The organism is Nocardia albiluteola (assembly GCF_018860155.1).
In the GTDB taxonomy this organism is placed as follows: domain Bacteria; phylum Actinomycetota; class Actinomycetes; order Mycobacteriales; family Mycobacteriaceae; genus Nocardia; species Nocardia albiluteola.
Genome location: NZ_JAHKNI010000030.1, coordinates 14,272 through 28,225 on the forward strand (window position 1 = coordinate 14,272; position 13,954 = coordinate 28,225).

Annotated in this window: 15 protein-coding genes; 10 read left to right on the forward strand and 5 right to left on the reverse strand. The window is 66.5% G+C overall.

Annotated elements, in window-relative coordinates; genetic code table 11:
• The first annotated feature begins 134 nt into the window (after window positions 1-134).
• Window positions 135-980, forward strand: coding sequence for a methyltransferase domain-containing protein (locus tag KO481_RS42120; RefSeq protein WP_215924288.1), 846 nt, complete (start codon window positions 135-137; stop codon window positions 978-980).
• A 79-nt stretch (window positions 981-1,059) separates the two neighbouring features.
• On the opposite strand, the gene KO481_RS42125 is transcribed toward KO481_RS42120, so the two are convergent.
• The 4 genes from KO481_RS42125 to KO481_RS42140 are packed head-to-tail and all read right to left on the reverse strand — an operon-like array spanning window position 1,060 to window position 4,408.
• Window positions 1,060-2,109, reverse strand: a complete 1,050-nt coding sequence (locus KO481_RS42125) for an aldo/keto reductase (protein WP_215924290.1) — start codon at window positions 2,107-2,109, stop codon at window positions 1,060-1,062.
• A gap of 10 nt (window positions 2,110-2,119) precedes the next feature.
• Window positions 2,120-2,980, reverse strand: a complete 861-nt coding sequence (locus KO481_RS42130) for a hypothetical protein (RefSeq protein WP_215924292.1) — start codon at window positions 2,978-2,980, stop codon at window positions 2,120-2,122.
• A gap of 4 nt (window positions 2,981-2,984) precedes the next feature.
• Window positions 2,985-3,179: a ferredoxin gene (locus KO481_RS42135; protein WP_215924294.1), complete on the reverse strand. Its 195-nt coding sequence runs from the start codon at window positions 3,177-3,179 to the stop codon at window positions 2,985-2,987.
• 23 nt (window positions 3,180-3,202) lie between these two features.
• Entirely contained in the window at window positions 3,203-4,408 is a 1,206-nt protein-coding gene (locus KO481_RS42140) for a cytochrome P450 (RefSeq protein WP_215924296.1), read from the reverse strand.
• A gap of 271 nt (window positions 4,409-4,679) precedes the next feature.
• On the opposite strand from KO481_RS42140, the gene KO481_RS42145 reads away from it, so the two are divergent.
• The 9 genes from KO481_RS42145 (at window position 4,680) to KO481_RS42185 (ending at window position 12,180) form a co-directional block, all read left to right on the forward strand.
• Window positions 4,680-5,510, forward strand: coding sequence for an HpcH/HpaI aldolase/citrate lyase family protein (locus KO481_RS42145; RefSeq protein WP_215924298.1), 831 nt, complete (start codon window positions 4,680-4,682; stop codon window positions 5,508-5,510).
• Window positions 5,507-6,340 (forward strand): cyclase family protein, encoded by an 834-nt coding sequence (locus KO481_RS42150; RefSeq protein ID WP_215924300.1) that lies wholly within the window; start codon window positions 5,507-5,509, stop codon window positions 6,338-6,340. Before KO481_RS42145 ends, KO481_RS42150 begins: the two co-directional genes overlap by 4 nt.
• A 7-nt stretch (window positions 6,341-6,347) precedes the next feature.
• Window positions 6,348-7,538, forward strand: coding sequence for a cytochrome P450 (locus KO481_RS42155; protein WP_215924302.1), 1,191 nt, complete (start codon window positions 6,348-6,350; stop codon window positions 7,536-7,538).
• 25 nt (window positions 7,539-7,563) lie between these two features.
• Window positions 7,564-7,707: a ferredoxin gene (locus KO481_RS42160; RefSeq protein ID WP_245402308.1), complete on the forward strand. Its 144-nt coding sequence runs from the start codon at window positions 7,564-7,566 to the stop codon at window positions 7,705-7,707.
• A 50-nt stretch (window positions 7,708-7,757) separates the two neighbouring features.
• Window positions 7,758-8,216 (forward strand): nuclear transport factor 2 family protein, encoded by a 459-nt coding sequence (locus tag KO481_RS42165; RefSeq protein WP_215924306.1) that lies wholly within the window; start codon window positions 7,758-7,760, stop codon window positions 8,214-8,216.
• 32 nt (window positions 8,217-8,248) lie between these two features.
• Window positions 8,249-9,082, forward strand: a complete 834-nt coding sequence (locus tag KO481_RS42170; RefSeq protein WP_308166998.1) for an HpcH/HpaI aldolase/citrate lyase family protein — start codon at window positions 8,249-8,251, stop codon at window positions 9,080-9,082.
• A complete protein-coding gene (locus KO481_RS42175; RefSeq protein WP_215924308.1) occupies window positions 9,079-10,491 on the forward strand; it encodes an MmgE/PrpD family protein in 1,413 nt (470 codons plus the stop codon). Before KO481_RS42170 ends, KO481_RS42175 begins: the two co-directional genes overlap by 4 nt.
• Before the next feature lie 930 nt (window positions 10,492-11,421).
• A complete protein-coding gene (locus KO481_RS42180; RefSeq protein WP_215924310.1) occupies window positions 11,422-11,790 on the forward strand; it encodes a response regulator transcription factor in 369 nt (122 codons plus the stop codon).
• A gap of 18 nt (window positions 11,791-11,808) precedes the next feature.
• Window positions 11,809-12,180 (forward strand): hypothetical protein, encoded by a 372-nt coding sequence (locus KO481_RS42185; protein ID WP_215924312.1) that lies wholly within the window; start codon window positions 11,809-11,811, stop codon window positions 12,178-12,180.
• A gap of 141 nt (window positions 12,181-12,321) precedes the next feature.
• Here KO481_RS42185 and KO481_RS42190 read toward each other — a convergent pair whose 3' ends face one another.
• Window positions 12,322-13,752: an MFS transporter gene (locus KO481_RS42190; protein ID WP_215924314.1), complete on the reverse strand. Its 1,431-nt coding sequence runs from the start codon at window positions 13,750-13,752 to the stop codon at window positions 12,322-12,324.
• Window positions 13,753-13,954 lie beyond the last annotated feature (202 nt).

Consider the following 13,954-nt stretch of genomic DNA (forward strand, 5'->3'; position numbering starts at 1 on the left):
TTTTTTTTATTTTCTCTTGTATTTTCTTCCCGCTCGGGCCTTGCTTTCCCCCCCCCACTTCTCGAAACGGCACGGGAATGGGTAAATTCACCCGGGACCGCTGCGGTGCGCAATTATCGCGAGGAAGTGATCCCATGACAGTCGGCACATCCGACGGAAATAACGACGTCGCACAATTCTACAACGGCACGGGCCAGGTATCCCTGGCTGGGAAATTACGATCCATGTGGGGCGGCAACCTGCACAACGGGTACTGGGACGATGCCGACGACACCGCACCCCCGGACGTGGCGACCGATCGGCTCACCGACCTGATGATCACCCGGCTGGACCCGAAACCCGGGCAGCGCGTGCTCGACATCGGCTGCGGGGTCGGCAAACCCGCCACCCGTCTACTCACGATGAATCCCGTGCACGTCGTCGGCATCACGGTCAGCGAGTCCCAGGTGGGCCAGGCCCGGGCGCGGGTCGCCGAGGCAGGCCTGGCGGACCGGGCGGCGTTCGAGCACGCGGACGCCATGCTGATGCCGTTCCCCGACGACTCGTTCGACGCCGCCTGGGCCCTGGAGTCGATGTTCCACATGCCCGACCGGGATCGAGTGCTGGCGCATACCGCGCGGGTGCTGCGCCGGGGCAGCCGGCTGGTGCTCGCCGATTTCGTGCTGCGGCCGCGGGGCAGCGCCGCGGGAATGGCGGTCGTCGATCAGATCTGCGCCGAATTCGGAGTGCATTCGCTCACCACTCTGGACGCCTATGTCGAACAGCTCACCGCGCATAGTTTCACCGATATCGACGCTCTCGACATCAGCGACAATATTGCGCGCACGGGAATTCTGCTTGCCGATGCCATGGAGTCCGTGCGCGATCAGCTGGTGGAGAATGGAAACGACGCCGCGGTCGACACCATGATCGACCTGACGCGGCAGTTCTCGACCACGCCGGAATTCGGTTACGTGATAATTTCCGCGACGCTCGGTTGAACCGTGCGGAATCGATTTCGTGGCCCGTCCGTTGCCGGACGGGCCACGAGCGGTCTCGTCACTCGATCGTCCGGCTGCGTCATTCGATCGTCCGGGTACGCTGCATCGCGCCGAAATGTCCGTAGGGATATCCGGCGCCGCACGGATCGCTCGCGTCGGTCAGGCGTGCGATCTCGTCGTCGTCCAGCGTGATCCACCGAGCCTCGAGATTGTCCGCGAGCTGCTTCGCATTCCGGACACCCAGGATGATCCCGCTGACGCCCGGCCGTCCGGCCAGCCACGCCAGCGCGACCGCCGCCGGCGAGACATTCCTCGCCGCGGCCATCTCGCCCAGCAGCTTCAGCACCTGCCAGGTGCCCTCGCGGACCACGTGTCTGCTGTACAGCGCGCCCACGTAGGCGTCGTGCATCTTGCCGCGTTCGGTCGTATCGGCGAATCTGGCTGGGCCGACGGGTGTTTCATCCTGCAGATACTTGCCGGTGAGCAGGCCGCCGGACAACGGCGACCACGCCAGCAGACCCAGGCCGTTGGCCAGGCCCGCCGGGACGATCTCCCATTCGATCTCGCGACACAGCAGGCTGTACTGCGCCTGGAAGGTGATCGGCGCGGCCAGGCCCAGCGTGCCGGCCAGATCGACCGTCTTCTGGACCTGCCAGCCCGTGTAGTTGGAGATCCCGGCGTAGCGAATCTTTCCCGCGCGCACCGCATCGTCGAGAAAGCGCAGGGTCTCCTCCAACGGCGTCAGCGGATCCCAGGTGTGCGCCTGATACAACGTGATGCAGTCGACGCCGAGACTGCGCAGGGACGTCTCCAGCGCGCGGGTCAGGTTGTGCCGGGTGTTCCCCCACTGATTCAGGCCCGCCGTGGTGGTGTAGCCGCCGCCCTTCGTGGACAGCAGCACCCGCTCGCGGACCTGCGCCGGCTGCGTTCGCAACCATCGGCCGATCAACTGCTCGGCGCGGCCGTCGGTATAGGCGTCCGCCGTGTCGATCAGCAGTCCACCGGCGTCGACGAACGTGTCGAGCACCCGGACCATCTCGTCCTCGTCGGTGCTGTCACCGAAGGTCGCGGTGCCGAGCCCGTAGATCGAGGTGCCCAGCCCGCTGGCGCCGAGTCGGACATGCTTCATGGGTTCGTCCTCACTGCCTCGCCCGACGTCGGTGCGCCGCCCACTGTGCGGCAGCGTCGCGGAGCTCGGCGGTCATTCGGTTCGGATGGTTCTCTGCGATGTAGTGCCAGTGCGCGGCCAGCACGCGCGCGAAGGCGTCCAGCGTGGTCGCCTCGGCGCAGCGCCATGCCGGTACCCTCGCGGCCCACCGTTCGGCCGAATCCGGCGAATGCCCGGCGTAGACGAGCCACACGACCCAGCAGGCCGGATCGATCCATGCGGCCCCCCGCGTCGCGACGGCCCAGTCGACCAGGCGCGCGGAGCCGGTAGGCGGGACGAGGACATTCGTATGGTGCCAATCGGTATGCAGCAGGCTGTCCCCGTGCACCAAGGCCCGCCCGGCGGCGGGCAGGTGCCGCGCCCACCGCTGTTCGGCCCTGGGTACCGGAACATCGCCGCCGGTGACCGCGCCGAGCTCGGTCATCAGATCGACGACCAGCGACAGGTCCCCGGACTCGGCGCCGTAGTCGGCGCCGCGGCCCTCCAGATATTCGAATCCGAGCACGTCCCAGCCGTCCACGCCGATGCGCCACAACAGTTTCGGCCCGATCGGAACGATATGCGGATTCACCGCCGCCTCGCACTCCTGGGTGCGGGCGGCCGGATGCTCCGTGCGCAATCCCTTCACGAAGACATGGCCCCGGGCGGTGCGCAGGGTCGCCGCGATGTGACTGCTGTAGCCCAGGCGGGCGGGCCGCACCTCCCGAATTGGTCCCGTCCGTGCCTCGATCGCGACAATGGCGTTGGCGGACAGCGCATCCCAGCTCTGCCGCAGCGAGACGGCGCTGGGTGAGAGCCCGGACAGATCGGCTGCGGTCGGATCCACCACCATCGCGTCAGTCCGGGTCCACGGAAATAGCCCGCGCCGGACAGGTGTATGCCGCCCGGCCCACCACGTCCGCCGCGCCTTCGGAATTCGAGCCCTCCAGCACCAGCGCTATCCCGTTGTCGTCCTGATCGAACCATTCCGGCGCGGCCAGGACGCACTGACCGGAGCCGATACATTTTTCCTTGTCCAAGTGAATGTGCACGAGCCCTCTCCTCGCCTAGACGGTCACCAGGTGACCGGAAGTGCGTTCACCCCGTAGATGGCCAGATCGAGTTTGTACGAAATCTGCTCCACCGGAATTGCGAGTGCCAGGGTGGGTATGCGCCGATACAACGTCCCGTACACCACCTGCAGCAGCACCCGGGAGAGTTGCTGGCCGATGCACTGATGCACACCGAATCCGAATGCGAGATGATGCCGGGCATCGCGGCGCAGATCCAGTGTGCCGGGGTCGCCATCGAAGGCTCGCGGATCGTGATTCGCCGTATCCGTGGCGATGATGATTCCCTCGCCCTCTCGAATCAGGACATCGCCGACCTCGATATCGGCCTTGGCCACCCGCCGCCGGCCCAGATGCGCGACGCTGAGATAGCGCAGCAATTCCTCGAGCGCATCGGCGATGAATGCGGGATCCCGTGACTCGCGCACGAGGGCGAGCTGATCCGGATGCGCCAGCAGGGCCATCGTCCCGAGCGTGATCATGTGCGCGGTGGCGCCGTGTCCGGCCGCCATCAGCAGCAGCGCGGTGGCGACGATCTCCTCGTCGGGCAGCTCACCGGCACGCACCAGGTGCCCGATCACGCCGTCCCCGGGCGCGGCGTGGGCCTGCTGGACGAGCGAGCTCAGCAGCGCACGCATATCCCGCACGACCCGGGCGTGCACCTCGTCGGGCGAGCCGGGCACGGCCATGATCTTGCCGAGCGCGAAGAACCGCTCCCCCTCGCTGCTGTGCACACCGAGGATCTCGCAGATCGCCTTGGACGACATCGGCACGGCCAATTCGGAGAACAGATCCGCGGTGTTCCTGGCGGCCAGCAGGCCATCGATCAGTTCGTCGACGGTCCGCTGGAAGGCGGGACGCAGCGCCTCCATCCTCCGGTTCGCGAAGTCGGCGGTCACCATGCGCCGCAGATATGCGTGCTCGGGATCGTCGACGGTGGGCATGGAGCGGTTACGGGTGTGGAAGGCCTTGGCCTGCGGTGCGGCGAACGTATATCCCGGCATGCGCTGATCGGAGCTGACCCGGGGGTCGGCCAGCAGTTCCCGGGCCTCGGTGTACCCGGTGATCAGCCACGGCGTGCTGCCGTCCCAGATCCGCACTCGGGACACCGGTGCGGTCCGGGCGATTTCCCGGAGTTGCGGCGGTAGATCGAGTGGGCATCCGGACGCCCGCTCCATCGGATAGAAGGGAGCCTCGAGCGGAATCGACATGTTTTCAGTCCTACCGATCCGCCCGAAATGCGTAAAGTGCACTTTGGTACACAGAAATTTCCTTGTACGAAGGTCCACTTACCCTGGCGGCGCATTCTGTGTAGAAAGGATTCGACGCCGATCGGCGAACGTCGATCGAATTACTGTCACCGTCCGCGGTATCCACCTTGGGGGTGCTGTGCAAATTTCCGAGCCACAATGCGCGGATGCGAACAATTCCGTAGAGAAACGAGCCGAACGCGTCCGATCACTATTCCTGAGCTATCTCTACGTGCCGGGTCATCAATCGAAAAAAATCGACCGTGCGTATTCCTCCGACGCGGACGCCGTCGTACTCGATCTCGAGGACGGCGTACCGGATTCGAAGAAGAAGTACGCCCGCGAGACGATTTCGGACATCATGGCCGGACCGGTCGCCAAGCCGACGTTCGTGCGGGTGAACCCCGTGGCGAGCGGACTGTGCACCGACGACGTGCTCGCGGTCGCCGGGCCGGCGCTGCGCGGGCTGCGGCTGCCGAAGGTGCGCGGCGTCGACGACCTCCGGCATGTCGCGAGGCTGCTCGACGAAGCCGGCCATCGGGCGGACATCCACATCCTGATCGAATCGGCCGCCGCGCTGGAGCTGGCCTATCCGCTCGCCACCGCCGCGCCGGCGGTGGCGATGATCGGGCTGGGAGAATCGGATCTGCGGGTGAACCTGGGCTGCGATCTGGACGGCCGGACGATGGACGCCGCCCGCATCCGCGTCGTGATGGCCTCGCGCGCGGCGGGATTGGCGAGTCCCTGCCAGAGCGTATACGCCGAGGTCCGCGACCCCGGGGGGCTGCGCAGCAGCTGTGCACACGGCAAGGCCCTGGGCTTCCTGGGCCGCATGGCCATCCACCCCGATCAGGTGCCGACCATTCACCAGGTGTACCGGCCCGGGCCCGACGAGATCGCCGAGGCGGCCGGCATCTGCGAGGTGGCGGACCGGGCCCGGGCTCAGGACAGCGCGGTCGTGGTGTCCGACCGGCAGCGGCTGGTCGCGCCGCCGATCATCGCGAACGCACGGCGAATACTCGACCTGGCGCGGGCCCTGGAACTGCTCCCGGATCCGTCATGACCGCGCCGGAGACAACCACCACCGATCGTCTGCTCGCCGCGCTGGCCGGTGGCCTGGAGATCGTCGATCTGGCACAGCCTTTGGCGAACGGCATGCCCTGCTCGCCGAACCATCCGGGCTTCCGCATGGCGCTGGCCCGGCGGCACGGCGATGTGGTGCGCGCCGACGGCGGTTCGTCGGCCAGCGAGATCATCACGACCGGCGGACATGTCGGCACGCACATCGACGCCCTCGCCCACGTCTCCCAGGACGGACTGCTGCACGGAGGCCGGGACAGCGCCGAGGCGCAGCGCGGCGGCGTGTTCTCCGTGCACGGGATCGACAGCGTCGCACCGATGGTGTGCGGGGCGGTCCTGCTCGACATCGCGGCCCTGCACGGCGTGGACTGCCTGCCGGCGGGGCACGGCATCACCGCGGCGGAGCTGACCGCCGCGGCGCGCCGAGCCGGCGCCGAGCCGGCCGCCGGGGAGGTCTGCCTGATCAATACCGGCTGGAGCCGCTGGTGGCACGACCCGGAGGCCTACCTCGGGTTCTCCACCGGCGTCCCCGGGGTGACCACGGATGCCGCGCAATGGTTGGTGGCCAAGGGAATTCGCGCGGCCGGCACCGATACGACGGCGTTCGAGCAGATCCCGGCCGGACGCGGTCACACGATCATGCCGGTGCACCGGATCATGCTCGTCGACGGCGGTGTCCACATCGTGGAGAACATGCGATTCGACGGGCTCGCCGGATGCACCGCGGCGAAGTTCGGATTCGTACTGGCGCCGCTGAAGATCCTCGGCGGCACCGGATCTCCCGTCCGTCCACTGGCACTCCTAGGCAGGTGAGCACGCTATGCCCTCCGACAGCGATTTTGATCTGTTCGCCCCACCCGTCGCGGACAACCCCTTCACCGTCTACGACGATCTGCGCGGCGCATGCCCCGTGGCGCGCAGTGAGAAGCACGGCGGATACTGGATCGCGACGAACTACCAGGCCATCGACGACGTGGCCAAGAATCCCGACCTGTTCTCCTCGATCTCGATCAGCGTGCCCAAGAACGCCTTCGGCGACGACCTGGCCGAACGCCCGCCGATCACCCTGGATCCGCCGCGGCATGGCCCGTTCCGCCGCACCCTGCTCCCGGCCTTCAGCCCGCGGCAGATCAAGGCGCTGGAACCGTCGGTCCGCGAGCACGCCCGCGAGCTGCTGGCGGGGATCACCGGACGGGATCGCTGCGACGCCGCGACCGAGTACGCCAAGAAGATCCCGTCGCGATTCATGGCACGGATGATCGGGTGCGCCGACGATCGCCAAGACGAGTTCGCCGAACGCATGCGCGCCCTGCTCGAATCCAACGAGATGGACGAGATCCAGGCCTCGATGGAACAGACCCAGCAGTTCCTCGACGAGCTGATCGCCCTGCGGCGTCGCGAGCCCGGCGAGGACCTGGTGAGCTGCGTGCTCTCCGCCGAGATCGACGGACGCACCCTCACCGGACCGGAGCTGATCGGGTCGCTGGTGCTGATCATCACCGCGGGCATCGACACCACCTGGAGCGCGCTGGGCAGCAGCCTGTGGCACCTGGCCCAGCATCCCGGGGACCGCAAGCGGCTCGTGGCCGAGCCGGAGCTGATCCCGACCGCAGTCGAGGAGTTTCTCCGCGCCTTCTCCCCGGTTCAGATCGCCCGGGTCGTCACCCGGGACACCGAATTTCACGGTGTGCGCCTGGCCGCGGGCGATTCGATCCTGCTGGGGCTGCCGTCGGCCAACCGGGATGCCGCGGTGTTCCCCGCCGCCGAACGGATCGACATCGACCGGGAATTCAACCGGCACTTGGCCTTCGGCGTCGGAATTCACCGGTGCATCGGTTCATCGATGGCCCGGATGGAAATGCGGATCGCGCTCGAGGAGTGGCTGCGGGCGATCCCGGACTTCACCCTGGCGCCCGGCGACGCGGTCAAGTGGTCGACCGGACACGTCTGGGGACCACGCCGGCTGGATCTGATACTCGGGAGCTCGCATGCGCGTACTGATCGACGCTGACAGGTGCCAGGGGCATCTGCGCTGTATGAATCTCGCACCCGGCGTCTTCGACTGCGACGACCTGGGCTACGGGGTCGTCGCCCTGGCGGGCCCGGTGCCCGCCGAATCCGAACAGCTCGTGCGCCGCTGCGCCGCCAATTGCCCGGAGCACGCGATCACCATCCGATGACCGTGCCGCGCACCGCAAGCACCGAACGACCCCGGAGAACAGGAGAAGAGATGACCGAGATCACCCCCGAACTGGTGGCAGCCGCCTACGAGGCGGTCACCTGCGGCGACCGCGACAAGACCGCGCAGTACTGGTCCGAGGACCTGCGCTTCCTCGCACCGGGCAGCCACGCCGAGGCCGGATGGCGCGTGGGCATCGACGATTTCCTGTCCTACGTCCAGGGGATGCTGGCCATCTCCGGCGGTACATGGAGCATGGAGCCGATCACCCTGCTGATCAACAACGAGGACGGATATTCGGTGGACGCCAATCGGATTCACGCGGTCCGCAAGGGCGCACCGGAGGGCAGCACGTCACCGTTCGATGTCCTGGACATCTCCGGAGTGCAGATGCTCAAGTGGGAGAACGGCAAGGTCGTCGAGGGATACGGCGGCATCTTCGGCGCCGGCGAGACGAATTACACCCAGTGGTGGTCACCGCTGACGGCGAACGGGGAACGGCGCTACTGACGGCGCCCGAGCGCACCAACGAAAGGCGAGCGGTGGCCGAACCCATCCGAAGCTGGCTGTACGTGCCGGCCCATCGAGCCGACCTGTTCGGCAAGGCCATGTCCGGGGACGCCGACGCCGTGGTACTGGACCTGGAGGACGCGGTGCCCGCCGATGCGAAGCGCTTCGCCCGCGACCAGGTGATCGAGGCGCTGTCCGCGGACTGGCCCAAACCCGTCTGGGTGCGGGTCAATTCGCTCGACTCCCCTTGGGGCACAGCCGATCTCGTGGCATTAACGGGCACGGCGGCGGCCGGGCTGCGGCTGCCCAAGGCGGAGGATCCGGACCGGGTGCGCGCGGTGGCGCTGGAGTGCGGGCTGGCCGTGCACACGATCATCGAATCGGCCCTCGGCGTGGAGAACGCCTTCCGGATCGCCACCGCCCATCCCGATGTCGCCTTCGTGTCCCTCGGCGAGGCCGATCTCATGGCGGATCTGCGACTGGGCGACATCCGCGCGCTGGACTGGGCGCGGCAGCGAATCGTCCATGCCAGCCGCGCGGCCGGGCTGCCCAGCCCGCCGTTGTCCGCCTGGACGGATGTCGCGAATCTGGACGGCCTCACCGCCGATACCCTCGGCGCCCGGGAACGCGGCTTCTTCGGCCGCTCGGTCCTGCATCCCACACAGGTCGGCGTGGTCAACCGGCTCTTCACCCCCGGCCCCGACGAGGTGGCCGCGGCCCGCGCGAGGCTGGCCGACCGGGCGGGCCGGACGGACGCCGCCTGGCTCGACGCTCAGGGCAGATTCGTCGATGCCGCACTGCTGGCCAACGCGCAGTGGCTGGTCGATCTGGCGGATGCGATAGACCGCAGGAAGATTCGCGCATGACCGACACCCCCGCACAGCGCCTGGCCCGGCTGGCGCACACCACGGCCGCGACCGGACTACCGCGCGAATTCCGCGACGAGATGGCCAGACGGGTACTGGATATGATCGGGAACAGCCTCGCCGCCGTCCCAACCGATATCGCGGCGTCCGTCTCCGCCATGGCCGGATCCTGGGGCGGCACACCGCAAGCCACGGCCATCGGCGCCGACCTGCGACTGCCCGCGCACGCCGCCGCGCTCGTGAACGGCACGCTCGCGCACAGCCTGGACTTCGACGACACTCACCTGCCCTCCGTCCTGCACCCGTCCGCCGCCGTCCTGCCGGCCGCACTCGCCGCCGCCGAGACCGCTGGCGCGCCCGGCGCGGCATTCCTGGACGCCGCGGCCGTCGGCATCGAGGTCACGTGCCGCCTCGGCATGGCGGGCTACGAAGCGGCAGAGAATAATTCGATCTTCTTCGACCGCGGCCTGCACGCCACCTCGATCTGCGGCACGGTCGGCGCGGCCGTCTCTGCCGGAATGCTGTACGGCCTCGGAGAGGCGGAACTAACCTCGGCGATCGGCATCGCGTGCAGTATGGGCTCGGGGATCATCGAGGCGAACCGGACCGGCGGCACCGTCAAGCGGGTGCACTGCGGCTGGGCGGCACACGCCGGAGTCGTTGCCGCAGATCTCGCCGGGCACGGAATGACTGGACCGGCAACGGCTCTAGAGGGGCGGTTCGGTTTCCTCACCGCGTTCTGCGGTGACCGCGCCGACGCCAACCGCATCACCGACGATCTCGGGAGGCGGTGGGAGGTCCGGCGACTGTTCGTCAAACCCTATCCCTGCAACCATTTCACCCACGCCGGAATCGACGCGGCTCTGCGGCTGCGCGCGAAGGGCGTGGTCCCGGAATCGATCACGGCCCTGACGCTTGGGGTTCCCGCGCCGGTGGTACATACGATCGGCGAACCGCGCGAGGCCAAGATCGCGCCGATCTCGGGCTATCACGGTGCGTTCAGCGGACCGTTCACGGTCGCCGCGGCTCTGCTGGGTGGGGGCGGGCTCGGGGTGTCCCATGCCGACTTCACCGACTCCGCCGTGCGTGCTGCGGACCGGCTCGCACTGGCCAGGAAGGTTCGCGTCATCGCGGACGCGGAGTGCACCAGCATCTTTCCGCACCAATTCCCCGCAGTGCTGACCGCCGAACTCGCCGATGGTTCCAGCTATGTCGAGCGTGTTCGGGCGAATCGCGGTGGTCCCGACAATCCGCTCACCCCAGCGGAACTGGTCACCAAGTTCCGGGCCAATGCCCGGCGGACACTGACCTCCGGGCAGGCCGACCACGTCGCGGAGTTGACGACCGAGCTGCCGACGGCACCCGACATCGGCACGTTGACCGCCATTCTGCGCGGCCGGAAGACATGAGGCGCTCGGTATTTCGACGACCGATGCGAAAGGGGAGATTTCGCGTACTGCCAATTTCGATCGAATTCACCCATGCGAATGTGCCGCCATTTCCTACTGCCGGAATATTCACGATCCGAGCACTCGTCAGAAATTACCCTGCCTCGAGTCAGCAAGATATCGGCATCCGGTCGTCACCCCCCGGTTCCCGGCACTGTGACGCCACCGACACATGTGCGCCTCCTGCGAGACGCACTCGAACATCTCACTGCCACAGTCGATACGACTCTGGTTCACCAGCTACACAGGCGAATTCCACTGCTGCCGTGCATCTTCGACCTTCGATAGCACCGGCGGACCCTGAGCTCGCCCGCGAGCACGGGCCAGGACCGGTTTTCCAGCACGGGATAGAACCAGGTGGTATCATCCTATTACCTAGCTGCACAACAGGTTTCATGCATAGAGTGGGGGGTTGCCGATGCCGGGTCTGCATCGCACGCCTGTCGGCTATTCGCCGATCGCAGCATCGCACCGGCAACAACGCCCTCCCCCTCGGCTCATCGCCTTCCCCGCACCCGGCAGCCGTCTGCGACGGCCGTTCCGGTCCCACTCCACGACACCGAGCCCCGACGGATCGCCGTATCGATGCAATTCTGCAGTCGATACGAAAGTTCTACACCCGCCTTACCGATTGCTGTCGGACCACCCGCCGTATTTCGTCACATCGATGGACAGAACGGCGAGCGGATGAGACACTCGAATATAGGCGTTCGCGCAGCCCCATGTCGTAGCGAACCCTGTCACCCACTGCAGGGTCCGGCACTAATCAGCCGGTTCTTTCATAGGATTCCGAACCCCGGGTTCATAGAGGGGAGATTTGCCTGAAGATGCTCCATACAGTCAGGTCGGTACAAAGCATCCGAAGATGTTCTCGCTATCTGGAGACTGCAAATGAGAGAATCCGCCAGTGATATTGGCTTACCCAGTTCGATCGCCAGAGAAAACCACTTTTCCGCAACTGATTCGAGCGAACTACCTGGGTGGTATAGCAATACCGTGAGAGTTTCGTCGCTGTCCCCCCGGGAGTTCGAGGTCTTCGTGGAGCTCGGCAGCGGCAGTTCGAACCAGACCATCAGCAGAAAGCTGAAAATAACAGTGCGGACGGTTAAGGCTCATGTAGCACACATCATGGAAAAACTCGGTGTCGAGTCACGCCTTCAAGCAGGACTGATCTCCTACGCCTACCACAGCGCCCACCACTCGGACCTCGCGGGCGAATGTCCGCAATGCGGATTCAACGAATCACGAAGGATCGGCTAGGGGTACACGATGTGCACTATGTTGGATAGGCACGGATGGCCGCTCGAAATCGGCGACCGCGTGACGGTCGTCGGTGAATGCCACCATGAACACTGCCTGTACGGCGCCTCCGGATTGATCGTGGACCTGGATGAAGAGCTCATCGATGTCGAGATCGAGTGCCGAACTCGATCCGACGACCACGGGCGAACCGTGCGGATCTCCCCGACGGACCTGGAATACGGCACCGGGCACGGCACACTCGTACGAAAAAACACGCCGAGTTCGCCGCAGGGTCCCGAGATACACTGCGTGCAGAACGCCATCGATATCGCAATTCGCCATTCCATCATCGCCCGGCCCCAGGGAGACGAGATACTCGCGGTCTGGCTGCGCGAGCACGAGAGGTAATTCCGCGAGGGCCGACAGCTCCGAACGCTGATGCCGCCGTGGCCTCGATATCGAGGATGCGGCGGTTTTCACGTGGGCGCGGTGGCCGCCGCACACGGCAGCTCGGCACACGGGCCCGTGTGCCGAGACGATACGGCGCGATCAAGCTGGTGCGTCCGGTGGGCGATCCCGGGGAAGCGCCAGTGCCAGGAGGGCGCTGACGATGGATACGACCGCAGCGGCCAGGAGTGCGGCGCGGTAACCGCCGGCCAGCGCGGCCGCGGAGTTGCCCACGGTGCGCTGGGTGACCATGGCCGCGAGGCTGCCGAAGGCCGCCACACCGATGGCGCCGCCGACCTGGCGGGTCGTCGTCGCCACTCCGGAGACGAGGCCCGCGCTGTCCTCGGGGGCGCCGGCGGTGGCCGCGATCGTCATGCACGGCAGCGTCAGTCCCATGCCCAGGCTGAGCGACTCCAGGGGAAACAGGACCGAGCCGAGATAGCCGCCGTGTGCGGGCAGGCGTGAAATCCACACCAGACCGGCGGCGTAGACGATCGGGCCGATGATCAGCAATCGGCGCGCACCCGTCCGCTTCACCAATTGTCCGGTCAGGGTGACGACGAGAAAAGTGGTCATCCCGGAGGGCAGTTCGGCCAGGCCCGCCTTCTCCGGCCCGTAGCCCAGAACCTTCTGGATGTAGAGCGTGATCATGAAAACCTGCGCGTTGATCGCGCTGGTGCCCACGAAGGACACCACATTTGCCATCGAGATCGAGCGCGACCGAAACAGGTCCAACGGCACCAGCGGATTCTTCGACCGCCGCTCGATGACAACGAACGCAATCAACAGGACGGCGGCCACGGCGAAGGACACGACCGTGTAGGCGGACCCCCAGGAGTGTTTCTGGAGGCCGATGGTCGCGTACACCGCCGCGGCCACACCGCCGACCACGCTGAGCGCGCCCGGGATATCCAGCGACGAGATCCTGGCGGGGGCCACCGACCGACGGGTCAGCGTCCGGGTGCCGAAGATCAACAGCAGGCAACCGATCGGCAGGCAGATGAACAGCACCGAGCGCCAGCCCAGGTGCTGGGTCAGCACGCCGCCGAGTACCACGCCGCTGGTCCCGCCGATGATGCTGACCGCGCCCCAGATCGCGATCGCGCGGTTGCGCCGGTTCTTGTCCTGGTAGGCGGCCAGGATCAGCCCGAGCGTGGACGGCATCAGAATCGCACCACTGATTCCGTGGATTGCCCGCGCGGCCACCAACTCCCCGCCGTTCTGCGCGAATCCGCCCAGCACGCTGCCGAAGGTGAACATCCACAATCCGGCCAGGAACACCTCCCGCCGGCCGAGCAGATCACTGATACGACCGCCGAACAGCAGCAATCCGCCGAACACCAGGGTGTAGGAATTCACCACCCATTGGAGCCCGCTCGCATCCAATCCCAGGCTGCGCTGAATCGAGGGAAGTGCGATGCTCGTGACCGAGAGATCGAATTGCACCATGAATTGCGCAACCATGGCGATCACCGCGACATACCACAGCGGACCACGGACCACGGAAATCCGAGCATCGACCCGAGAAGTCACACTCGGGCCACTGTCGACAACCTCACCCACCACCGTCCCACCTTTCTCTACACTGGGAACTTTCTACGTGATATTCGTCCGGATGTAAATTGACCTTTCGTACGATACGTTTTCCGGTGGCGTTCGAGCGGCCCGGCGGTGCGCATGACCTGCGCAAATAGACGGAAAACGTGTCGCGAGGTACGCCCTGCGACAATTTTGT

Bases quoted from the DNA above. Each gene is read 5' to 3' on its own strand.
- KO481_RS42120 (WP_215924288.1), top strand. From the start codon at position 135: ATGACAGTCGGCACATCCGACGGAAATAACGACGTCGCACAATTCTAC.
- KO481_RS42125 (WP_215924290.1), bottom strand. From the start codon at position 2,109: ATGAAGCATGTCCGACTCGGCGCCAGCGGGCTGGGCACCTCGATCTAC.
- KO481_RS42130 (WP_215924292.1), bottom strand. From the start codon at position 2,980: ATGGTGGTGGATCCGACCGCAGCCGATCTGTCCGGGCTCTCACCCAGC.
- KO481_RS42140 (WP_215924296.1), bottom strand. From the start codon at position 4,408: ATGTCGATTCCGCTCGAGGCTCCCTTCTATCCGATGGAGCGGGCGTCC.
- KO481_RS42150 (WP_215924300.1), top strand. From the start codon at position 5,507: ATGACCGCGCCGGAGACAACCACCACCGATCGTCTGCTCGCCGCGCTG.
- KO481_RS42155 (WP_215924302.1), top strand. From the start codon at position 6,348: ATGCCCTCCGACAGCGATTTTGATCTGTTCGCCCCACCCGTCGCGGAC.
- KO481_RS42160 (WP_245402308.1), top strand. From the start codon at position 7,564: ATGAATCTCGCACCCGGCGTCTTCGACTGCGACGACCTGGGCTACGGG.
- KO481_RS42165 (WP_215924306.1), top strand. From the start codon at position 7,758: ATGACCGAGATCACCCCCGAACTGGTGGCAGCCGCCTACGAGGCGGTC.
- KO481_RS42175 (WP_215924308.1), top strand. From the start codon at position 9,079: ATGACCGACACCCCCGCACAGCGCCTGGCCCGGCTGGCGCACACCACG.
- KO481_RS42180 (WP_215924310.1), top strand. From the start codon at position 11,422: ATGAGAGAATCCGCCAGTGATATTGGCTTACCCAGTTCGATCGCCAGA.
- KO481_RS42185 (WP_215924312.1), top strand. From the start codon at position 11,809: ATGTTGGATAGGCACGGATGGCCGCTCGAAATCGGCGACCGCGTGACG.